Annotated in this window: 23 protein-coding genes and 2 pseudogenes; 7 read left to right on the forward strand and 18 right to left on the reverse strand. The window is 61.6% G+C overall.

Annotated elements, in window-relative coordinates:
- Positions 1-39: 39 nt before the first annotated feature.
- Positions 40-714, reverse strand: coding sequence for a helix-turn-helix domain-containing protein (locus ACP2YP_RS35040; protein ID WP_426420891.1), 675 nt, complete (start codon positions 712-714; stop codon positions 40-42).
- Between the two features lie 153 nt (positions 715-867).
- Here ACP2YP_RS35040 and ACP2YP_RS35045 point away from each other — a divergent pair, with 153 nt between their 5' ends.
- Positions 868-1182, forward strand: coding sequence for a hypothetical protein (locus ACP2YP_RS35045; protein WP_426420892.1), 315 nt, complete (start codon positions 868-870; stop codon positions 1180-1182).
- Between the two features lie 157 nt (positions 1183-1339).
- Here the strand turns inward: ACP2YP_RS35045 and ccoS are convergent.
- The 11 genes and pseudogenes from ccoS to ACP2YP_RS35100 form a co-directional block, all read right to left on the reverse strand.
- Positions 1340-1492 (reverse strand): annotated as a pseudogene (ccoS, locus tag ACP2YP_RS35050) (cbb3-type cytochrome oxidase assembly protein CcoS); the annotation flags it as partial.
- On the reverse strand, positions 1492-3681 hold the full coding sequence (locus ACP2YP_RS35055) for a heavy metal translocating P-type ATPase (protein WP_426420893.1): 2190 nt from the start codon (positions 3679-3681) through the stop codon (positions 1492-1494). The gene ACP2YP_RS35055 and the pseudogene ccoS, both read right to left, overlap by 1 nt.
- A gap of 12 nt (positions 3682-3693) precedes the next feature.
- Positions 3694-4191 (reverse strand): FixH family protein, encoded by a 498-nt coding sequence (locus ACP2YP_RS35060; protein ID WP_426420894.1) that lies wholly within the window; start codon positions 4189-4191, stop codon positions 3694-3696.
- A gap of 18 nt (positions 4192-4209) precedes the next feature.
- Complete coding sequence (gene ccoG / locus ACP2YP_RS35065) at positions 4210-5670, reverse strand: cytochrome c oxidase accessory protein CcoG (protein WP_426426384.1); 1461 nt, start codon at positions 5668-5670, stop codon at positions 4210-4212.
- Between the two features lie 93 nt (positions 5671-5763).
- Positions 5764-6636 (reverse strand): cytochrome-c oxidase, cbb3-type subunit III, encoded by an 873-nt coding sequence (gene ccoP, locus ACP2YP_RS35070; RefSeq protein ID WP_426420895.1) that lies wholly within the window; start codon positions 6634-6636, stop codon positions 5764-5766.
- A gap of 3 nt (positions 6637-6639) precedes the next feature.
- Positions 6640-6804, reverse strand: coding sequence for a cbb3-type cytochrome c oxidase subunit 3 (locus tag ACP2YP_RS35075; RefSeq protein WP_426420896.1), 165 nt, complete (start codon positions 6802-6804; stop codon positions 6640-6642).
- Between the two features lie 11 nt (positions 6805-6815).
- Positions 6816-7550, reverse strand: a complete 735-nt coding sequence (gene ccoO / locus ACP2YP_RS35080) for a cytochrome-c oxidase, cbb3-type subunit II (protein WP_426420897.1) — start codon at positions 7548-7550, stop codon at positions 6816-6818.
- Between the two features lie 8 nt (positions 7551-7558).
- Entirely contained in the window at positions 7559-9184 is a 1626-nt protein-coding gene (ccoN, locus tag ACP2YP_RS35085) for a cytochrome-c oxidase, cbb3-type subunit I (RefSeq protein ID WP_426426385.1), read from the reverse strand.
- A gap of 90 nt (positions 9185-9274) precedes the next feature.
- The gene (locus ACP2YP_RS35090; protein WP_426420898.1) at positions 9275-9724 is read right to left on the reverse strand and encodes a DUF6455 family protein; all 450 of its coding nucleotides are present in this window, start codon (positions 9722-9724) and stop codon (positions 9275-9277) included.
- A gap of 67 nt (positions 9725-9791) precedes the next feature.
- Positions 9792-11126 (reverse strand): oxygen-independent coproporphyrinogen III oxidase, encoded by a 1335-nt coding sequence (gene hemN, locus ACP2YP_RS35095; RefSeq protein ID WP_426420899.1) that lies wholly within the window; start codon positions 11124-11126, stop codon positions 9792-9794.
- Between the two features lie 15 nt (positions 11127-11141).
- Positions 11142-11369: a hypothetical protein gene (locus ACP2YP_RS35100; RefSeq protein ID WP_426420900.1), complete on the reverse strand. Its 228-nt coding sequence runs from the start codon at positions 11367-11369 to the stop codon at positions 11142-11144.
- Positions 11370-12109: 740 nt separating this feature from the next.
- On the opposite strand from ACP2YP_RS35100, the gene ACP2YP_RS35105 reads away from it, so the two are divergent.
- A complete protein-coding gene (locus ACP2YP_RS35105) occupies positions 12110-12295 on the forward strand; it encodes a hypothetical protein (protein ID WP_426426480.1) in 186 nt (61 codons plus the stop codon).
- Between the two features lie 494 nt (positions 12296-12789).
- Here ACP2YP_RS35105 and fixJ read toward each other — a convergent pair whose 3' ends face one another.
- The 3 genes and pseudogenes from fixJ to ACP2YP_RS35120 form a co-directional block, all read right to left on the reverse strand.
- Positions 12790-13398, reverse strand: a complete 609-nt coding sequence (gene fixJ / locus ACP2YP_RS35110; RefSeq protein ID WP_426420901.1) for a response regulator FixJ — start codon at positions 13396-13398, stop codon at positions 12790-12792.
- Entirely contained in the window at positions 13388-14761 is a 1374-nt protein-coding gene (locus tag ACP2YP_RS35115) for a PAS domain S-box protein (protein WP_426420902.1), read from the reverse strand. The genes fixJ and ACP2YP_RS35115 overlap by 11 nt, the downstream gene beginning before the upstream one ends.
- Before the next feature lie 706 nt (positions 14762-15467).
- Positions 15468-16127, reverse strand: a pseudogene (locus ACP2YP_RS35120) (Crp/Fnr family transcriptional regulator).
- 133 nt (positions 16128-16260) lie between these two features.
- Here ACP2YP_RS35120 and ACP2YP_RS35125 point away from each other — a divergent pair.
- Together ACP2YP_RS35125 and ACP2YP_RS35130 are read left to right on the forward strand one after the other, a co-directional pair.
- On the forward strand, positions 16261-16716 hold the full coding sequence (locus ACP2YP_RS35125) for a pseudoazurin (RefSeq protein ID WP_426420903.1): 456 nt from the start codon (positions 16261-16263) through the stop codon (positions 16714-16716).
- A gap of 174 nt (positions 16717-16890) precedes the next feature.
- Positions 16891-17109 (forward strand): NnrS family protein, encoded by a 219-nt coding sequence (locus ACP2YP_RS35130; RefSeq protein ID WP_426426386.1) that lies wholly within the window; start codon positions 16891-16893, stop codon positions 17107-17109.
- Positions 17110-17305: 196 nt separating this feature from the next.
- On the opposite strand, the gene ACP2YP_RS35135 is transcribed toward ACP2YP_RS35130, so the two are convergent.
- Both ACP2YP_RS35135 and ACP2YP_RS35140 read right to left on the reverse strand, forming a co-directional pair.
- A complete protein-coding gene (locus ACP2YP_RS35135; protein WP_426420904.1) occupies positions 17306-18550 on the reverse strand; it encodes a type II toxin-antitoxin system HipA family toxin in 1245 nt (414 codons plus the stop codon).
- Complete coding sequence (locus tag ACP2YP_RS35140) at positions 18547-18861, reverse strand: helix-turn-helix domain-containing protein (RefSeq protein WP_426420905.1); 315 nt, start codon at positions 18859-18861, stop codon at positions 18547-18549. Before ACP2YP_RS35140 ends, ACP2YP_RS35135 begins: the two co-directional genes overlap by 4 nt.
- Positions 18862-19398: 537 nt before the next feature.
- On the opposite strand from ACP2YP_RS35140, the gene ACP2YP_RS35145 reads away from it, so the two are divergent.
- The 3 genes from ACP2YP_RS35145 to ACP2YP_RS35155 all read left to right on the forward strand — a co-directional run bounded on the left by ACP2YP_RS35145 (position 19399) and on the right by ACP2YP_RS35155 (position 21328).
- Positions 19399-19734 carry a hypothetical protein gene (locus tag ACP2YP_RS35145; protein WP_426420906.1) on the forward strand — a complete coding sequence of 112 codons (336 nt, stop codon included), beginning with the start codon at positions 19399-19401 and terminating at the stop codon, positions 19732-19734.
- A 269-nt stretch (positions 19735-20003) separates the two neighbouring features.
- On the forward strand, positions 20004-20564 hold the full coding sequence (locus ACP2YP_RS35150; RefSeq protein ID WP_426420907.1) for an RNA polymerase sigma factor: 561 nt from the start codon (positions 20004-20006) through the stop codon (positions 20562-20564).
- 2 nt (positions 20565-20566) lie between these two features.
- Positions 20567-21328, forward strand: a complete 762-nt coding sequence (locus ACP2YP_RS35155) for a hypothetical protein (RefSeq protein WP_426420908.1) — start codon at positions 20567-20569, stop codon at positions 21326-21328.
- Positions 21329-21464: 136 nt separating this feature from the next.
- On the opposite strand, the gene ACP2YP_RS35160 is transcribed toward ACP2YP_RS35155, so the two are convergent.
- The gene (locus ACP2YP_RS35160; RefSeq protein WP_426420909.1) at positions 21465-21608 is read right to left on the reverse strand and encodes a hypothetical protein; all 144 of its coding nucleotides are present in this window, start codon (positions 21606-21608) and stop codon (positions 21465-21467) included.
- Positions 21609-21810 lie beyond the last annotated feature (202 nt).

Below are 21810 nucleotides of genomic sequence, written 5' to 3' on the forward strand. Positions count from 1 at the left end.
AAAGAGCTGGTGACAAAAGCGCGAAAGGAGATTCGATTGTCAGGCATTGATCCGGCTCAGCTCCACGCGGTTGCGGAGGACGATGCGGCGCGAAGTTTCCAGCGCGATGGTTCCGGACTGCGCCAGCTGGCCGAAGGTCCGCGACACCGTCTCGATCGTCAAGCCGAGATAGTCGGCGATGTCCTGACGCGTCATCGGCAGTTCGATCGACTGAGCGGCGGCATTGCGGTCCGCCATTTCCAGCAGAAATCCGGCCACCCGTTCTTCCGCGCTCTTCATCAGCACCATTGAGTGCTCGTGCATACGCTGCAGCTCGCGGACCGCGAGCGTCCAGAGCTGTTCGGCAACATCCTTTTCGTACTCGGCCCGGGCCATCACGGCGCTGCGCTTGGCGACCAGGACCTGCGCCTCCCTGATCGCTTCCGCCGAGGCAAGATGCACCTCGCTCGCTTCGACGTCGAAGATGTCGCCGGGCAGATAGAAGCTGCCGATCTGACGACGGCCATCGTCCAGCGTGCGGCAGGTTCGCACCGCGCCGGAGATAACTTGGTAAAGGTATTCGGCCGGATTGTCTTCGCCGTAAATTTCAGCATTGCGCGCAAAGCGCATCGGCGCGCCGATCAAACCCAGCGGGCCTTGCGGAAAGGAGTTCGACCGAACCGCAGCGACCGGACGCGCGTGGATTGTCGACTCGGCGGTTGCGGCGGTGAGCATGGCAGAACTCCGGTTCCGATCGTTGATGACGGCAGCCTGCTCGTTAGTCTGCCCGTTTCCCCGGATTTCGAAATTCGTGGTATTCCCCTAAGTATAAATCCGGAGGCACCTAACAATTTTTCAAAAGTTGTACGGCGGTTCGTGCGCGCCCTGATGCAGCTCAAGGCGGCTCACGCATGTCTGCGCTTCCATCGCCCGCCATTCATCATGATGGCGGCAAACGCAGCCATGATCCGACTAAGAGCCTATCTGTCGCGCCTGCTGCGCAATGAATGGCGCGACATCGCCAGTGCGCCCCTCGATCGAGAGATCGAGCTTGCCATCATTGACGGTATCACCGCGTGCGGCGGCTCATGGCTGCGTCACCGCGACGGTTGGCTCGATGCCGAAACGCTGAGGCAGGTCGATGTGACTGCCACGCACTGGCGCTACAGGCGGCTGGTAACGCTGCCTGTCAGCTGCTGTTGATAGGGGAGCGGCAATCGCTCGCCGGTGGCGATCGTCCGGTTTGCCGAATCCCGCTCGGTTCGCCGCGAAGGCGTCCTGATGGGCCGTGCTGATGGTCTTCGCCAGGATTGCGATCGCGTTGCTGATGCTGGGCCATCGCTGGGCCCACCAAGGTGGAGGATTTTTCAGACGGCTCATCGTCGGCGATCGCCCGCCAGGCGGCGCCAGCGAGATCCTCATATTGACCGTTCTTGAGGGACCAGAGAAAGGCCGCAAGACCGAGGGCACCGAGCATGATCGCAAGCGGAACCAGATAGACCAGGACTTCCATCAGATGGCCTCCCTCTGCCGGCGCGCGCGCAAGGCGTTTAGCATGACGAGCAGCGATGAGCCGGACATCGCTGCCGCGGCGATCAGCGGCGTCACCAGGCCGGCCATGGCCACCGGCACGGCGAGCGCGTTGTAGGTCACCGCGAGCCAGAGGTTCTGCCGCATCAGCCGCAGCGCCTTGCGCGAACCGGCGATCGCGGCGTCCACGGGCGCAAGCCGCTCGCCGTGAAACACGGCATCGGCGACCGACTGACTGAGGTGCGTCGCGGTGACCGGGGACATCGAGGCATGGGCGGCTGCCAGCGCGGGCGCATCGTTCAGGCCGTCCCCGACCATCAGCACCTTGTGGCCGAGGCGCTCGAGATCGTCGATGCGCGCAATCTTGTCGACGGGGGTCACCTCGGCACGCCATTGGCAAATGCCGAGCGTCTCGGCAGCGGCCCTCACGGCAGGCTCCCGGTCGCCGGAAAGCATCTCGACGGTCAGGCCCATCCGGTGCAGTGCAGAGATCACCTTCGCCGCATCGGGACGGATCCGCTGCCGGACCGCAAAGACATGGCGCGTCTCGCCATGCCGGAACGCGACGACGGATGCCTCGGGATCATTTTGAAGAATTTGGTTGGCCGCTTCATCGGCCCCGCACCAGGATGGCCGACCTAGCCTGACTTCAATGCCATCGACCACGCTGAATACACCCTGCCCCGGCTCCTCCTCGATGCCTGGCAGCGGCGTTTTGGCGCGGGCCGCACGCGCCACGGCGGCAGCGACGGGATGGCGGCTCGACAGCGCCAGGCGGCCCGCAAGATCGAAGACATCCGGAGGGATCGCCGCAGCACTCGCAACGTCGAGCTCGGGCAAGGTCAATGTGCCCGTCTTGTCGAAGATCACGCGATCGACCTCGGCGATCCGCTCGATTGCGTCACCCGCATTGAGCAATACGCCCGAACCAAACAGTGCGCCCGAGGCCACCGTCTGCACGGCCGGAATGGCAAGCCCGAGCGCGCAGGGACAGGTGATAACGAGGACCGCAATCGCCGTCACGATCGAATCGTGGAGCGTGGCGCCTGCGATAAGCCAGCCGATCATCGTCAGCAGTGCAGTGGCGTGGACGAGCGGGGCATAGAGCCGCGAGGCTCGTTCGGCCAGACGCAGGTAGCGCGAGCGCGACTGCAGGGCATTCTCGAGCAGGCGCGATATTTCAGACAGAAGCGTTGCCTCAGAGGCCGCCGAGACGCGCACGCGCAACGCGCCCGACCGCACCAGCGTTCCCGCATAGACCACGCTTCCCGCCACCGCCGTGGTTGGCACCGTCTCGCCGGTGATCAGGCTTTGGTCGATCTGGGAGCGGCCGCCGATGACGTTGCCGTCGACGGCCGAACGCTCGCCAGGACGGAGCAGCACGATGTCGCCGGGGCGGATCGCGGCGACGGGGACCGTGCGGATCTCCTCTTCGTTGACGAACTTGGTCGCGGTCTCCGCCTTCAGCGCGGCAAGATTGCTGGCAAAGGCGCGGGTGCGCCGGCGCATATTCTGGTCGAGATAACGGCCTGCCAGCAGGAACGCGATCAGCATGATCGCTGCGTCGAAATAGGCGTGCTCGGCATGCATGGCCGTTTCGAACAGCGACATCGCCAGTGCCAGGACGATGCCGACCGAGATCGGCACGTCCATGTTGACATTGCGGGTGCGGAGCGCCGCCCAAGCCGAGGAAAAGAACGGCTGGGCCGAATAGGCCGCGGCCGGCAGCACGATCAGCGCCGAGAGCCAGTGGAAGAAGTCGCGCTGCTCTGGCAGCATGTCACTGAGATTGCCGGACCAGACCGGCACCGACAGCATCATCACGTTCATCGCCGCGAAGGCGGCAACGCCCAGGCGCCGCAGCAACGCACTTGCGCGCTCGGCTTCCCGTGTCTCAGCGCCTGCGCGCTCGAACGGATAGGCCCTGTAACCGAGCTCGGCAAGACGATCGACGAACAGCGCGGGATCGACCGCGCCCGCCTTCCACTCGAGCGCGAGCCGGCGGTCCGTCAGATTGACCCTGGCCAAGGTCACGTCCGGAATCTTCGACAGATTGCGCTCGATCTTGGTCATGCAACCCGCGCAATTGATGCCCTCGACTGCAAGATCGAGATGCAGGAGGCCCGGGCCCGTCTTCTTCAGATAATGTGAGAAATCGATCGTCGACTGCATTGCAGCGCTCCGTCAGTTCAGGACCACACGATTGCGCGACAGGAACAGGCGCTTTCCGTCACGGTCGGCCTCGATCACCAGGTCCCACTGTCCCGCTGCAACGCCATGCGCGATGCCGCGGTAGCTGCCGCCGCCGCCCTCGATCATCTCGAGCACCTGGTCGGCTCTGCGATCAGTGGGACGCTCGAGCCGGCCGAAGACCGACAATCCGGCAAGCGGCGCGCCGTCCTGCGCCCTTGCATCCAGGTTCAGCCGGGCCGTCCCGTCGGCCTGGCGCTCGATTTGCGCAGCGACCTTCCAATCGCGCCTGTTCTGCTGATGCGCGGCCTGGATTTCCCTTTGATAGGCGAGGCTCGCGCTATAGGCGCTGTCGACGTCGGTTCCCGGCAGCGTGGCGATGGCAAGCCGCATCATCACCACGTTGACGCCGATCACGACGGCAAAGAAGGAAACCACGGCGATCAGGACGAAGCGTCCGGTGATTGGTCGTATGGCAGATGACGTTCTCATGTCCGGTATCCTCAGCAATCAGGGCGTGACGAAATGATCGGTCGCGGAGGCAACCTCGCCAAGCCCGATATCAGTGACGCGGAATTTGACCGTCGCCGTCTTCTCGGCATTCTCGTCGAAGGGTGCGGTCACCAGCACACGTAGCTCGGTGGTGGTATCGCATGCGAGGACAATCATCGGCCGGTCCGGCGTGACTGAATCGATGCCGACGATGTGGATCTGCGCATTGGCGGGACCGTCGATATCGACGGCAATCATGCGATCAAAGCCGCGCTTGTTGAGAAAGCGCAGCGTATAGCCGTTGCGGATCGCGCCATCGCTGAGCTTGACCGCCACGGGGTTGCGGTCGTGCAGCACGTTGACGTCCAGCAGCGACCGCGTCAGCAGCGTATACAGCATCACCGCGCAGACCACGGCGATCAGCAACGCATAGACCACCGTCCGGGCACGGATCGGCTTGAAGATCTCCGTCTTGCCGGAGGTCCGTCGCTGCACATTGATGTCGTTGTCGTAGCCGATCAGCCGCGCCGGCCGGCCGATCTTCTTCATCACGTTATCGCAGGCATCGATGCAGAGGCCGCATTGGATGCAGCCGAGCTGCGCGCCGTTGCGGATGTCGATGCCGGTCGGACAGACCGCCACGCACTGGTTGCAGTCGATGCAGTCACCGGCCCTCTCGCCCAGCGAGCGCAGGTGCAATCCCTTTTTCATCGAACAGCGCGGTTCGCCGCGGTCGTACTTGTATGTGACGTTGAGCGCCCATTCGTCCGTGAGCGCGGCCTGAATGCGCGGCCACGGGCACATGTACAGACAGACCTGCTCCCGCGCATAGCCGGCCAGGAGATAGGTCGAAGCCGTGAGGATGCCGATCCAGATGTAGGCGATTGCCGGCGCCTGGAAGGTGGCGAGGTCCTTCACCAGGCTCGGCGCGTCGGAAAAATAGAGCACCCAGGCGCCGCCGGTCCACCACGCGATCGTGATCCAGATCGCGTGCTTCAGCACGCGCCGCGCCAGGCGGTTGACCGTCATCGGACCGGCATCGGCCTTGATTCGCGCGCGGCGGTCGCCCTCGGTCCAGCGCTCCACCGCGTAGAACAGGTCGGTCCACACAGTTTGGGGACAGAGGTAGCCGCACCAGATGCGGCCGCCGAGCGCATTCATCAGGAACAACGTGAACGCAGCGAGGATGAGGAGCCCGGTGAAGTAGTAGAACTCCTGCGGCCACAGCTCGATGAAGAAGAAATAGAAGCGTTGGTTTGGAAAATCGATCAGCACGGCCTGATCGGGCGCGCCAAGGCCGCGATTCCAGCGCACCAGCGGCAGCAGGTAATAGACGCCGAGGCAGAACGCCATCAGCCCCCATTTGGTTCGCCGGAAGGTGCCGGAAACCCGCTGCGGATAGATTTTCTTCTGGGGCGCATAGAGCGGCAGATCATCATCGCCGCTCATCAACTCCTTCGGTGTGACGTTCTTGGTCATCGGAAGGTCCATCCAAATTCCCCGATAAGGCTCCATTCCCGCAAGGCGGCACGGCTCGAGGTGGGGCAACCGGCCAAACCTTGCCCGGCATTGCTATTTGCCGCCGCCCAGCGAGTGGACGTAGACCGCCATCGCCTTGATGGTGGCGGGATCGAGCCGTCCTTCCCAGGCCGGCATCACGCCGGAGCGGCCCTGGCTGATGGTCTCGATCAGCGTCGCTTCGTCCGAGCCGTAGAGCCAGATCTTGTCGGTCAGGTTCGGTGCGCCCATCTCCTGGTTGCCCTTGCCGCCGTCGCCATGGCAGGCGACACAATTCTCCGCAAAGATCGTCTTGCCGGCGGCAGGGTCATAGCCGGCCCCCGTCGACAATCCGGAGAGCGAGCGCACGTAATTGGCAACCGTGACGATCTCGTCCTTCTTCAGGATGCCATCGCGGCCGAAGGCGAGCATCTGGCCCTCATGCGTCTTGGCGTGACCGGAACGCGCGCCGAACTGGATGGTCTGCATGATCTGGTCGAGCGAGCCGCCCCACAGCCAGTCGTCGTCGTTCAGGTTCGGATAGCCCTTCGCGCCGGCGGCGCCGGAGCCGTGGCAGGGCGCGCAATTGTCGCCGAACACGGTCTTGCCCCGCGCCCGCGCCAACGCCAGGAGGGCCGGGTCCTTCTCGATGTCGGCAAGAGAAGCGGTGCCCAGCGCCTTCATCTTTTCGCCGCGCAAGGCTTCGAGATGGGCGAGATTTTCGGCGACGGCGGCGCGATTGGTGGTGTGCAGGACACCGGTCGTATAGCCGCTCACCAGCGGCCACGCCGGATAGACCAGCCAATAGCCGAACGCCCAGATGATGGTGACGTAGAAGGTCAGCACCCACCAGCGGGGAAGCGGCGTGTTCAGCTCCTTGATGCCGTCCCATTCGTGGCCCGTGGTCGACCGGCCGGACACGCGGTCGATGTCGTTGTGCGCGCTCATCTGTCAATCCTCCCGCAGCGGCATTTTGGCCGCGGCATCGAACAGCGCCTTATTGCGGGGACGCAGCGCGTAAAAGACGATAGCAACGAAGATGCCGACGAAGACCGGTGTCCAGAAATTGAGAACGAACTGCGACACCAGGTTTTCAACGGAGACAATCGCCTTCATCACAAACACCTTCAACGCAGATTGGCTTTTTCGTCGTAGAGCTTGAAGTCGACCAGCGTCCCCAGCATTTGCAGGTAGGCGATGAGCGCATCAAGCTCGGTGGGATCGCCGCCCTTGCCGTCGAAGTTGCGGACTGTGGCCTTCGGATAGCGCTTCTGGAAGGCTTCGGCATCCGCGCCATCAGGATCGAGCTGAGCCTTGAGATCGGTTTTGCCGTTGGCGATCTGGTCCTCAGTATAGGGTACGCCGACAGCGCGGCTGGTCCGCAGATGCGCGCCGACGTTCTCAAGATCGAGTTCGGTCGCAGCCAGCGACGGATATCCCGGCATCACCGATTGCGGCACGATCGCGCGCGGATTGGTCAGGTGCCGAACATGCCAATCATCGGAATACTTGCCGCCGACCCGGGCGAGATCGGGCCCGGTCCGCTTCGATCCCCATTGGAAGGGGTGATCGTACATGCTCTCGGCGGCCAGCGAATAGTGACCATAGCGCTCCACTTCGTCGCGCAGCGGCCGGATCATCTGCGAATGACAGAGATAGCAGCCCTCGCGAACGTAGATGTTACGGCCGGCGAGCTCGAGCGGCGTGTAGGGACGGACGCCGTCGACCACCTCGATCGTGCTCTTGAGGTAGAACAGCGGCGTGATCTCGACGAGTCCGCCGATCGCGATGACGACGAGGATTCCGGCGATCAGGATGCTCGCGTTCTTTTCGAAGATCTTGTGTCGATTCCAGAAGGACATGGGATGACCTACTCGGCAAGCTGGAGCCGTCCGGCGGCTTGCGCCTCCTCGGCTTCGCCGGCCCTGACCGTCATCCAGAGATTAAAGGCCATGATCAGCGCGCCGATCAGGAACAACGCACCGCCGGCTGCACGGATGATGTAGAAGGGATGCATGGCCTCGACGGTCTCGATGAAGGAATATTCGAGGAAGCCGAGCGAGGTGTAGGCGCGCCACATCAGACCCTGGAGAATGCCGGACACCCACATCGCCGAGATGTAGAGAACGATGCCGAGGGTGGCGATCCAGAAGTGCCAATTGACCAGTTTCAAGCTGTAGAGTCCCTTGCGACCCCATGCCCACGGCACCAGGCAGTAGAGCGCACCGAAGGAGACGAAGCCGACCCAGCCGAGCGCGCCGGAATGCACGTGGCCGATGGTCCAGTCGGTGTAGTGGCTGAGCGAGTTGACCACCTTGATCGACATCATCGGCCCTTCGAAGGTCGACATGCCGTAGAAGGCGACCGAGACGACCAGCATGCGCAGCACGGGATCGGTCCGCAGCTTGTCCCAGGCGCCGGACAGCGTCATCAGGCCGTTGATCATGCCGCCCCAGGAGGGCATCCACAGCATGATCGAGAAGGTCATGCCGAGCGTCTGCGTCCAGTCCGGCAGCGCCGTGTAGTGCAGATGGTGCGGCCCGGCCCAGATGTAGAGGAAGATCAGCGCCCAGAAGTGGATGATCGACAGCCGGTAGGAATAAATTGGCCGCTCCGCCCGCTTCGGGATGAAGTAGTACATGATGGCAAGGAAGCCGGCGGTCAGGAAGAAGCCGACCGCGTTGTGGCCGTACCACCACTGGAACATGGCATCCTGGATGCCGCCCCAGGCGATGTAGGATTTCGAGCCGAAGAACGACACCGGCAGCGCGGGATTGTTGCCGAGATGCAGCACCGCGATCGTCACGATGAAGGCGAGATAGAACCAGTTCGCGACGAAGATGTGCGGTTCCTTGCGCTTGATGATGGTGCCGAGGAAGACCAGCAGATAGGTGACCCAGACGATGGTCAGCCAGAGGTCGGCGTACCATTCCGGCTCGGCATATTCCTTCGACTGCGTGACGCCGAGCAGATAGCCGGTGCCGGCGATGAGGATGAAATAATTGTAGCCGAGCACGACGAACCAGGGCGCGAGATCGCCGGCAAGCCGCGCGCGGCAGGACTTCTGCACGACATAGAAGGACGTCGCGATCAGAACGTTGCCGCCGAAGGCGAAGATCACCGCGGAGGTGTGCAGCGGTCGCAGACGGCCGAAGGTGGTCCAGGGCAGGTCGAGATTAAGCGCGGGCCATGCCAGTTGCGAGGCGATGATCAGCCCGACGGCAAAGCCGGCAATGCCCCAGAACATCGCCGCCACAGCTGCAAACTTGATCGGTCCCAGATTGTAATTCGGACGCCCATTGATCTCCTGCGGGGGCAGTCTGGCCGGACGATCATAGTAGCGATTGAGGATCGAAAACGCAGCCGCGATGCTGGCGGCGCAATCAAGCGACGCGTGAAATGCGAACGGGGCGTCATGCGCGAATCCCGCACCGACCAGGCAAAGGAATGCGAGCACCGCAAACAGCGGCCACAACGTCGCTTCTCCGATTGTCATCGATTTTGCGCCAGCGGAGACGTTCGTCATGGTGCGACTTCCTCGAGGAGTGGATCAGGGAGGCACGCGCGGCGCCCGGGTTGATCGACATCAATTGCGGGTGGCGGGGCCCGGCAGGACCGGTGGAGCGCACCGCTGCACATCCTCCGCTAACGCCCGCAGCGTCTGCTCATTTGGGCAGTATTTTGCTGAGCTCGCTCGCCGCTCGTGATTCAAGTCCCGGGCGCAGCGTGCCTTGGACGAGCATTGGCTGCACACCCGCCGCAGATCGCGGAGCACGTCACCGTGAGATGCTTCCAAATCGTCCTCGGCAAGGCCCGCATGGGAGAGGCGCCTGCTCAGGGACTGAAGCGAACCCGAAGGCTTCAAGATCAGCGCAGCGAGCTCCGTCCTGGAAAGATTCAGCTCGCGCGCGATAACCTCGATCTCCCGCTGGTCCAGCCGCTGCAACTCGTTCCTGCGATCCATGACGCCCTTCAAGCGGTCACGGAGATTGCCAAACAGTGTGCTGCACGTCTTGCCGGCCGCTTCAATCAACATTGACGATGTGTGCCCTTTTTTCCGATGATGTCTTAAATCCACCAAGGGGCTTTGTCGTTGACGCAGATCAAATTGCCTTGCTGAACTGTGCGGCCTGCGAGCATCTGTAGGCATCGAATGTTGCGGCGATGACGCGAACGACAAGCCGGCCGGCGTCCGTGACCGTCAATCTCGCGCCGTCGATCTCGACCAGTCCGTCCCGTTGCATTGGAGCCAGCATCGCCAGTTCATCGCGAAGATCGGCATTCGGCGCGACTTTATCGAGATCGACGGTGAAATCGCACATCAGCCGCTCGATGATTCGCGCGCGCTCTCGGTCGTTTTCATCGCGTCGGCCCCCCCTTGCTGAGGCAAGCGAGCCGGCAGCGATGGCACGGATATATCTCGGAACATCCGCGACATTCTGCACGAAGCCGTTCGCGAAGGTCGAGATCGAGGAGGCGCCGAGCCCGAGAAGGACGCCGCTGGCATCCTCGGTATAACCCTGGAAATTGCGATGCAGCTTCCCGCCTGCCGCAGCCCCTGCGAGCGTATCGCCGGGCCTGGCAAAATGGTCGATGCCGATTCTCACATAGCCGGCGGAACTCAGCTCCTCGGACATGATCTCGGCCTGCTCGATACGCTGATCCTGCGACGGCAGCCCGGCTTCGTCGATCCGCCGCTGGTTGGCCTTGAACCGCGGCAGATGCGCATAGCCGAAACAGGCGATGCGGTCCGGCCCCATCGCCGCAACCGAGGCACAGGTCTTTCGAACCGAGTCGGCGGTCTGCAGCGGCAGCCCATACATCAGATCGAAGTTCAGATTTCTGATTCCGGCCGATCGCAATCGCTCGACGGCCGTCTCGATGACAACGTGTGGCTGAAGGCGGCCGATCGCGGCCTGCACCACAGGATTAACGTCCTGGACACCCAGGCTCGCACGGTTGATGCCTAGCTCCGCCAAGGCGTCCACGAGCGCGACAGTGATGTGACGTGGATCCAGTTCGATCGCGTGCTCGAGGCCGTTCGCGAACGGGAATTGACGGCGGAGTGCGGCGACGACGGATCGCAAGCCGTCAGGTCCGAGAATGCCGGGCGTGCCGCCGCCCCAGTGCAGCCTGGCAATTTCGGGCCTCGTCCCGATCAGGCTCGCAACAAGATCGATCTCGGCTTCAAGCGCGCGGCGATAGCCATCGATCACATCGTTGCGTACCGCCATCTTGGTGTTGCAGCCGCAGTACAGGCATATCTTTCGGCAATAAGGCACGTGAAGATAGACCGACACGGCCTGGCGCGCTTTGAGGCCGGCGAGCCAAGTCTCGTGGTCTTTCGCGCCAACCTCAGGCGAGAAATCGGCGGCAGTCGGATAAGACGTATAACGCGGCACATTGTAGCCCGCATAGCGGCGCACGACGGGGTTCAAGACACATCGACCTTGCTAGGAGGCCCGGGCCCGCTCCAGCGCGGTCGGCGCCCGGAACTCGACGGCATCCGCGAAGATCGTCCAGTCGTGGACGCGCCTCTGCCGGCAGAAGTCGGCTTCCGCTCGTCGCACCGCTTCCGTCAGGGACGGAGCTTCGATGGTGAACGCTGCCTGGCACGCGCGATGTTCGTGCCCAGTGTCGTCGCAGACGGTCTTGATGAAGCGCACCTCAAATAAGGGCATTATGTTTTCCTATTTGCCGACATGTTGCTCAGAACCGGAGCGAAGTCCTTGAGCAAGATCAATCAGACATCGCGCCCGATCGCCCATCCCACCGCAACAACGGCAAAGCCGATGATCAGGATGACAGCAACGAAACTCACAACGGGACCAAGACCCCAGCCGTCATTTGCAACTGATAACCCAACATCAAGCGTCGGGGAACCGCCCGGAAAGCTTGCGGGTTAACCCATGGCCCCACCTCGCCTATCGACTGCAGCCAGCTCCGGGTCCAACTCATGCACGGTGTTGCATTGCGGACGCGATCGGCCGAGACCCTGAAGGCGCGACACGGCTTGTCTTCACTTCTCGGATGCCGACCGAACCATCCAGCCGTCGATAGGTGGACAGCCCGAAGACGCCATAAGGCGGGCAAAAGGGAAAGTGCGCGGTCCAGCCGATTGGCGCCGATAAAGCCCATAAGATCCAGGCCATCGAACGTAACGTCCATTCTTAGGCGATAGCGGCAAAGCCGACCACGGCGTGTACCACTTCCAATATTTGGGGCATGTCCCGCCTCCTGGTTTCGCTAACAGATCCTTAGCCCGGGGGAACGGTGCGCGCGTTGATCTCAATCAACTGTCGCTATCACTTGATCCAGTTCAAGGAGCGGGCGCGCGATCGCTGGATGATCGCGCAATCAAACCCGCGACCGCGAAGAGGCTGTCTTGTACGAATGTCTCAAGGAGACGGTTCAGCACAACATGAAGCGGTCCGCCACGACGGTCACGCCGGAGATGACGGCGGCTGATCTCTTGCACCTGTTCATCACCACGAAGGTGGGCGTCTATCCGGTTGAGAGCAAGGGCCGGCTGGGCCGGGATCGTCTCGAAAGCCGATGCATTGACGGCTTTGTTCCCAGTCAAGCGGCATCCTGCCGCACGACGTGACATGATGGGTACGGCCGTCGACGAGATCATGTTGCACCACATCATGAGGGTCGATGCCGAGGAGATTGCATCGCGTGCTGCAGCTGATGGAAAAGCGGAATGATGTCGCTGCCTCTGGCAGAGGCCGCCAACTGAGACGGCCCTACTTTTCCGTTCCGTTCTTCCGTTCGAGCATCGGCTCGCTAGCCGATCAAACAGATCGCGCTTGGCCTTGTCGGTCGCAAGGTCCCGGATCAGGGCGCACTCAGCGGCATTTCTGTGAAGCTTTTCGACTTGTGCCTGATAGTCCTTCATCGCCAGCGTCCATTTCCTTGTTGTGAGGAGTTTCGGCGTGGGAACAAGCAGAGTCAATTTACATCATGCCGTAAAAGTCTGATCGTGCGTAAAGATATGATCCGGGCACGCAGCTGGATCCGACGCCAGTCTTCAGCGCAAGCGCTGGCACTGGGCGCGCCGCCGACCGGCGGCTATGTGATGCCTGGCTGCCCCACGCCTCACAGACCCGCAGCGAGCGCGAGACGCATCAGTTCGGACATGCTGCGCGCCCCCGTCTTCGCCATGAGATTGGCACGGTAGACCTCGACCGTGCGCGGACTGATGCTGAGGTCGTGCGCGATGACCTTGTTGATCTTGCCGGCCACGAGCCCCTGCAGCACATCTCGCTCGCGCGGCGATAGGTCTGCGAGCCGCGCCTCGGCCTCCTTTCGAGCTGAATTTTCGCCCAGAGCGGCGGGACGAATGTCGAGCGCAGCGCGGATCGCGTCCAAGAGCGCCGCATCGTCGAACGGCTTTTCAATGAAATCCGCGGCACCCGCCTTCATCGCCTCCACGGCGAGCGCGACGTCGCCGTGACCGGTGATCAGGATCACCGCGCTGGATGTTCCTTGGCGTTTCAGCTTCCTGACCAGCTCGATGCCGCTCATGCCCGGCATGCGAATATCGGAGATGACGCAGCTCAACGTCCCGGCGCCGGCGCCAGCCAGAAACGCATCCGCCGTCTCGTAGACCTGCGACTTGTATCCATTGACGTCGAGCAGGAACGTCAGCGAATCCCGCACCGCAGCGTCGTCGTCAATGACGTGAATAACCGGCTTATCGGCCATCAGCCGCCTCCGTTTCGGCGAAGGGGAGCGTAAACTCGAATACAGTACCGCCGCCGTCATTGGGACGCGCCGCGACGCGGCCGCCATGTGCTTCGATGATGGTTCGGCAGATTGAAAGACCTACACCCATGCCGTTTACCTTGCTGGTGACGAAGGGTTGAAACAGCTTCTCGGCGATCTCTGGCGCGATGCCCGTGCCGGTATCGGTGACAGAGAAGAATGCGAACCTGTTTTGGCGGGTGACGCCGATAGTTAGCTCGCGCCGGCTGGTTGTTTCCATCGCCTCGATGCCGTTCCTGATGAGGTTGAGCGCGACTTGCTGGATCTGCACCTTATCGACGACAACGTCGGGAAGATCGTGGTCACAGCGCAGCGACACGCGCACACCCTGTTCCCTGGCGCCGACCAGGGCCAGCGCAGCCGCCTCCTCGAGCAGCGTTGCCGGGTCCTCGATGGTGTGCTCGGTCTCGCCTTTGGCGACGAACTCCCGCAGGCGCTTGATGATGTCGCCGGCGCGCAACGCCTGGTCGGCGCTGCGGTCCATGGCGTCGCGCACGCGCTCCTTGTCGACCTCGCTCGCCTTCAGCAGCGTTGCAGCCCCGCGCAGATAGCTCGTGATCGCGGACAATGGCTGATTGAGCTCGTGCGCGAGCGAGGAAGCCATCTCGCCCATGGCGGTCAGCCGCGACACGTGCACCAGCTCGGACTGCAGCTCCTGCATCCGGCGTTCCTGGGTTCTGCGTTCGGTCAGGTCGCGGACGAAGCCGGTAAAGTATCGCTCGGCCCCGGCCTTGGCCTCGCCCACTGCGAGCTCCATCGGAAATGTCGAGCCGTCCTTGCGCTCGCCGACCACGATCCGCCCGATCCCGATGATGCGGCGCTCGCCTGTGGCGCGGTAGCGCTCGAGATAGCTGTCGTGCTCCTGCCGGTAGGGTGCTGGCATCAGGATCGAGACGTTCTTTCCGATCGCCTCCGCGGCCGACCAACCGAAGAGGCGCTCGGCCGTGACGCTGAAGGATCGCATGATGCCCCGCTCATCGATTAGAACCATCGCTTCCGGGACGGTATCCAGGATCGACTGGAGCTGCGCTTGCCGATATCGGGCGTCTTCCGTCTCCCGCAACAACCGGTCGCCCATCACGCCAACGATGAGCCCCATGACCGTGAAGAAGGAGACATCGATCAGGTTCGCCGGGTCGCTGTAGAGGCTCGCTCCGAGGAAATAGGTGCTGCTTCCAAGGCAGAGCAGCGTGGCGAAGATTGCAGGCCCGCGGCCGCCAGCAAATGCCGCAAAGACCACGACCGGAACATAGATCACGGTGAAGGTCCGATCCTCGAAATAATGATGCAAGGCAAGGCGCACGCAAAATATGGCAGCGACGGCAGCGGCCGCCGCCCCGTAGCGAAGCCAAAATCGGCCTTGTGCTGTCATTCAGAGACCCGATGCGGAAGCGAACGCGCCTTGCGAGAATGGACGGTGACCGCCTCATAGCACGACTGGCCGTCTTTTCGGCAAGAGGGAAGCTGGAGCAAACTAGTCTTTCGCGGGCCACGGACGCCAGTGCGTCGGATGGACGACAACCCGCTCACGGGTCGTAGCATTGACCCAGCCGCTCGGAGTGCGGCGGCAGGCGAAGATCAGCGGATGCACGCGATTGCCTTCGATCACAGCGAGCTCGAGCGCTCGCTCGTACGGGGCCGTCGAAATCCCTTGCCACACTGCTTGCTCATCCATTGCTTCCATCTCGCAGGGTACCCTCGCCCGCCTGGGGAGCATGCAACGGTGGCGCATCCAGCGCCTTGGCGGGACTTCTATAAAGAGTGCACACTAGCAACGCTTGCCGCGGGGGCATTGACGCAGGTCAAGAACGACGCGCAGCCGTTGTCCGTCAATCCGGCGAAGCGGCTATCGCCGTGCTGCTTGCGTCAGCTCAACAGGCGGCGACGCCAGGCGCGCAGCCCGGCATCGGCTGCCCGATCGCGGCCTCCCAATCGGTCAAGGAGGTCTGCAGGGAATAGGGGATTCGAACTTAAGAAATTTCTGGAACGGCCGCGCCAGGCTGCGCAACTTAGACGTTGAGGTTTGCGGAAACGGGCCTCGGCTGGCCGTCGGCAAGCCCGAACAGCTTATGAAGCTTGCGCAGAATGATCCGCTGGCGACCGCCTTCAGCCAACTCCGGTTGCGCCCACGCGCTGAGCATGCGGCTGACGGTACGCAGGATCCCCGCATCGGTCTTGCGGCCTGCCTGCTCGGCAAGGCGCGGCAGCACATGCGCAATCCGCTGCTCGACCTGCTCGTTCGACGCTTTCCAGCGCCCGCGTCTGGGTGTCCTGCAGCTGCCGGTCGACGGTCTTTAGCGCATTCACCGCAAGCACCGGAGATTTCGCGGTCAGCCGTGGCCAGGCTGCCGACGGCCAGCACTTCGCGATGCGGTCAGCGGCCGCCACCGCGGTCTCCGGATATCGCGGCATGGCCCACGCCCGTGCGGCTCGCAAAAATCTCGCCCGGCGAGAACGTAGCGCACCACGATCTGGTGGCCCTGAGGTGCTGTCTCTTCAACGCGCAAATGGCCGTGCAACAGCACGAAGAACGACTTCGCATCGGCCCCTGCTCGAAGACAGCGGTGTCCTTATATCGCACGGAGCGCCTCACGCGAAATCTCGTCGAGCGCTCCGGGTACAAGTCCGGAAAACGACGGGATTTCGGCCGAACGGTCGATTGCCGGAATTTCTCCCTCCGCGGCAGCTCCACTGTGATCATAAAACACGGAGATTCGTCGAAAACATTGCTTCAGCTCAAATCTCGACCGGCGATCCAGCGCTAGTCAGTGGTGCGTCAACGCGAGACGACAGGAGATCGCAATGCACAAGGCGCCGCTTCTGGCTGCCGCAGCGATGCTGACCGTGACGAGCTTCGCTCTCGCGGCCGAAATCGAGGTCAAGATGCTGAACAAGGGTTCTGACGGCAGCATCATGGTGTTCGAGCCGGCGCTGGTGAAAATCGAACCCGGCGACACCGTCAAATTCGTTGCCGCCGACAAGGGACACAATGCCGCGAGCATCAAGGGCATGCTGCCGGACGGCGCAGCTCCCTTCGTCGGCAAGAATGGCGAAGACATGAGCGTGAAATTCGATCAGGCCGGCGTCTATGGCGTGAAGTGCGTTCCGCATTACGCCATGGGCATGGTGGCGATGATCGTGGTCGGCACGCCGACCAACGTCGAGCAGGCCAAGGCGGTGCCGCAGGTCGGCAAGGCCAAGCAGATGTTTGCGACGCTGTTCGAGAAACTGGAAGCCGCCAAGACCCCCTCCAAGTAGGAGAAGTCCCGTATGTCGGTCCCGCGCCTTCGCAACTATCAGGGTCCCGCGACGTTCCACAGCTTCCGCGTTCTTCCTGCTGGGCTTGATCTATGCCGGCGCGATGATCCCACTGTGGCTGGGCGTATTCGCGGGAGACCCTTCGAAGAAATGCGGTTCGGCTACCTCGCGGCGATGCTCGGCGGGTTTCTGCATACGGCTGTTCCGAACTGGACCGGCCGGCTTCCGCTGCCGGGCACGCCGCAAGTGCCGGTTTCCACCCGGCTCGCTGGTCGGATCGCGGTGTTCTTATCGCCGTCAATCGGATGCGCGGCTCCCTGTCGATCGACGCGGCATTTTCTCGCTTCGTTGCGACGAGGATTGTCGCAGCCGCATCGGGGCCGATCTCGATGACGAGGTCGGGCAAGAGCTGATGCGCGGGCGAATGTCGGCGCCTTCAGCCGCAGAAAGAAGATCGCCTTCGAGAACGAACCGTGGCCTCATTGGCATGACGCCCGGAAGCCTATTCCGAAAATTTGTGAGTGAGTGCATTCGGCAACATCCCTTATGCGATGGCAGGATCGGGGGATGTGCGCTTCCAAGACCTGCCTTAAAGGTCGAGGATGGCTGCCATTTCATCGACATGCGCATCGATCCGCTCGAGGACCTGCGCGGGCACAACATCGCGTTCAGGAAGAGCCGACCACTTGTCGCGCGCAACCGCCGCAGTCTCAGCTACTGCTTTCACCACGGCCCCTTCCGGAAGACGGCTGCGGTTTGCAAAATTGCGCCAGCGCTCCTGGGTCAGCGCCTTGAACGACTTTTCGCCGGCAAGGCTAAGCGCCATGCCGTCCTTTGGGATGTAGGGAATCGTTGAAAGCACGTCATAGACAGGCGACAGTGTTGGTGTCCGGCCATCTCCGGGATACAGCAGCGACCAATTCTTGAGGTGCATGTCACCGTTGCCGGTGAGCGCTGTGAGGGCGAGGCGTCGCACAAATTCGATAGCTGCATCGAAGGAGACGCCGCTGTTCAGCGCTGCCGCGATGTTGTGATAGGCTGCGCCGGTGTATTTCTCGGACGGATATCGGCCAAACACTTGCGCAAAATCCTCCATGTGCACGCGCGCGCCGCTAGTCTCGCGGTCGAAACGGCGGACAAGCAGAACCTTGCCCGTCGACATGGTGTTGAATTCTTCCGGGATGCCGGCGAATTCTGATCTATCGACGAGTTCGCGGGCGGGCACGTCCATCCCCAGCGCTTCCGCAAGGGCGAGGATTGCGAATTCGTTCTCCGATAGGCCGATGTGCGTGAGGGAGGGAAATTTCGCGATGTATTGCCCTTGTTCATCGTCCACGGCGAGCGTGATCCCGCCTTCCTTTCCCGTGTTTTTCATGACCGACAGTTTCATCTGCACGCCGGCGAGCGAAAAGCGCGCCTTCTTGTTGCCCTTCGCTTCCGAACCAATGGGAACGGGGATGCCGTCACTTGGCAGCGCGCGCACGGCGCCGGGCAGATTGGTTCCCAGAGCTGCGAGCAGATCGAAGTCGTTGCCCGGCCTGACTGACGCGGCGTGGTGCTTTTCCATCGCCTCGCGCAGCTTCTCTTCGGGCAGCAGGTTTGCAAAGAACGGTGGAAGTGCGCCGCGGATCGGTTTCGGGTCCCTGCGAAGGCCGCCATCGATCGATCGAAGCGACAGGCTGAAGATCGGCGGGTTGTTCAAGCTCCGATAAGAAGGCAAGAGGTTGAACGCGTTGTAGTCGCCCGGCGTCCGGACGAGGGTGCCGACCGGAAGATTGTTCAACGAGATATCGAGCGAGTGGATACGCTGCGCGGCGTGGGGTGCCGCGCTCATGATCCTTCCTCGTCTTCAACATCCGACGTGAACGCTGGACGATCATTATCACTATCCGTAGGCTGGAGCATGGACTGAACAGCGGGCACCATCGCCTGCGGGATCAGCATCACCTCCATGCCAAGTGCGCGTGCGACGTTGACAAGCGTGGTTGCACGGGCGGCCGCAGCCCCCGTTTCGATGTCCCGATAGCGAGGCCTGCTGATACTGGCCCGCTGGGCGATTTGCTGCTGCGACAAGCGAGCGGCCAAGCGCGCCTTGCGAAAACGCAGGCCAAGGTCCTTGAGGAGTGGATCCGGTACGGTAGACATGATATGTTCTCGGAACATTTAACGGCTATATGATACGTATACAGATCATGCGCCACTTGGTCAATTTGATCTGTTTACATATCTTCCGGACCGTCAATGATCCCTAAACGAGCCTTTTCGCAAAGAAGAGAGCCAGTGCCCTGATCCAGGTGGTTTCCGCCCGGGGAACGGTGATGAAACGAGCCGGTTTCTGGGCCTCCTTCACGGTGCTTACCTACGGGCCGAGGAGAAGGCCCGAAGCGCCATTCACCCTTTGGCAATTGGCCAGGCCCTCGCGCTTGGTCGATCTTAGCGGCCTGCTTTTTCCAAGACCGCAACTTGGGGAATTGAAGCGCCCTTCGATGCCTCCGATCCCATGCATCAAGTTGGTCTTCCGCGGCGAACCTGGTCTGCTGGATGATCTGATCCAGACAGTTCCTGTCCCCGCTCGGTAGGAGAGTGGGGACGGCTTTCCGTCTCGGTCGCTTTCGACAGCACGCTCGCCATCCAACAGGATGACGTGGCCGGCGATCTTTGCGAAGCGAAGCCGATCAGGTGATGCAGGATATGCGCGATGCTCTTGCCGCCGCAGGAAACCATGTGGCCGCCTTCATCACCGCCAGCTCTCGCTTGCCGGTGCCGTCGCGCCGAAGCGACGCCCCGGCGTCAGTGCAAGTGCAATTCTTGGCGGAAAGCACCCGTTTCATCCCGGAAAGCTCGAATGCCGCCTCCGTCCAGGAGTGCCTTCATCGCTCCCGCTTCCTTCTCGTCGCGTGCGGCTGCGATTTTCACGACCGCGGCGCTGGTCGCCTTCGGCATGACCATCACGCCGTCATCATCCGCGCTGACGATGTCGCCAGGCTGGACGGCGACACGCCGATGATGATCGGCTGATTGATCGTCCCGAGCGTCTGCTTGACGGTGCCCTTCGTGAAGAGCCCATAGCTGAACACCTTGAAGCCGAGCTTGCAGATCGCGGGCCCGTTGCGCCGACAGTGTCTTGCAAGAACAAGCCGCTGATTTTGTCAATTTTTTTATGTTGAATTTATTTGATCGAGTGGGATGAAAACGTGCCGCAGGCTCGCCTACCCGAATGAGATTCAGCTGTTCGCCAACCCGATGGGGGCGCGGGCATGAGAATGCCTCGATCAAGGCGGTGAAGAATGCAAAAACGACCGGACTGGGTGGACGACATCGATTGGGACGACCTCTATCCAAGAGTCCTCGCTGTCGCCTATCGGATGAGTGTCGGTCGAGCGAACAGGCGGCACGAAGCCGAACAACTTGCGCAAGAAGCCATTACGCGGAGCTTCACAACCAGGACGGTTGATTTAAAAAAATACGAGCTCTTCGTCTATCTCGTCGGCATCATGCGAAGCATTCGTAGCGATCAGATGAGGTCACCAGGCGCAAGGTTGTTCGATTTCGATGATGAAGCGGTGATCCGTTTCCCCGCGCGTCCCACTCAAGACGACGCGCTGTCGATCACGAGTCTTTCGCAACTCATCGAACAACAGGACCCAGGGGCCAACCAGGTGGCGATGCATATGCTCACAGGCCTCAGAACCTCGCGTGAAATAGCGGAGGCCATGAGTGTTTCTCCTCAAAAGGTGGACGCGCTCAAGAAGAGTTTGCGCCGCATCATTCTGGCACTTGGAGGGAACGACTTGCGCGTCAAGCGTAAGCCGCCGTCTGGCACCAAGATCGCTGATCTGGAGGAGTGAACATGGATAAATCGCTGATCGAAACGATCTTGGCTCGCCTCGACGCAAACCCGCCGGAAGATCATACGGATGTTCTCGATTATCCGGACGCCGTCATTCGAGAGGAACTGCGAGCCGCGGGACTGCGTGCCGAAATGCCGCAGGCCTTGCGCGAGCTGACGGGAAAGTCTCAGGGCGATCCGAAGCCTCGGGGAGAACTCCACCCACATGGGCGGTTCGGCGCTGCTTCAGACTCGGTTGCGCGCTTATTCACGACGCGATGGTGCTTGCGCCTAGGGTTTGGAATAGCTGGCTTCGCTCTCATTGTGAGTACGATTACGATGACCGTATTCTCGCTCCAGTTGCGAGCTGAAGTTGCCGAGATGCACTGGATCAACCAGTCCCTTAAGCCTGCGCGCTCGGAATCACTAGCAGATGTCGTCGCCTCGTTTGTGAGGCAGCAAAGGGACGTCACAGCAGAGCTCAAGACCAGGCAAAATGAGATTTCCGAGATCGCCTTACAGATCAAGACTGCGCGGGCTTCCTTTGCCAATCGGGAAGGACAGATCATGTTCTCCCCTCTGGCAATCCAAGAGACTCAAGCCTCTGGAATGAAGGATCGGACATTGTCTTTGGCTCATGCCATGCCTTCCACATCGAAGGCAATCGAGATGCCAAGATTGAATCGCGACGTTAACTCGTCCATCGACCTCGAGAAACTCGGTTATATGAGCAGTGTTCGGTGCTCGCAATTGCCAACCAATACCGAAAAACTCCAGCCCTGAAAGCTAGCAATCAAGCCGGCGAGTGCACTCTCACTCGCCGGCCTCTTCTAAATGCCCACCGCGTGAGCAATCGCCATCGCAAAGTAGATCAATGCGATGGCGGCGTAACTCGCGCAGATGATCAGGGTCTCCTTGTTCATTCTCTGGCTCCTTGCTCATTCGATTCGTTGGCCGTCAATTGGCCGGTCGAAACGTCAGCTTTGTTTGAAAACCGCCAATGAACCCAGGCGACGACCAAATAGATGACCGAAATTGCGATATATCCTTGCGCCTCAAGCATCCAAAACGCCTCCATCCAGACTGTCGTTACTCAGTAAGGCGGCCCAGGTTCTGGATTTCGGATCGCGCGATGGTGATCGCTCAAGGAAAGCAAATTGCAATTTCAAATGAGATGTTCGCGCCGCGACTCCCGACTGGCGCGAGATTCCCATCCCGAGGTCGATTTTAGTTCACCTCGTGCTTCGCCAATTTCCCAAAACCAC

This window comes from Bradyrhizobium genosp. A, assembly GCF_049949275.1.
Classification (GTDB): domain Bacteria; phylum Pseudomonadota; class Alphaproteobacteria; order Rhizobiales; family Xanthobacteraceae; genus Bradyrhizobium.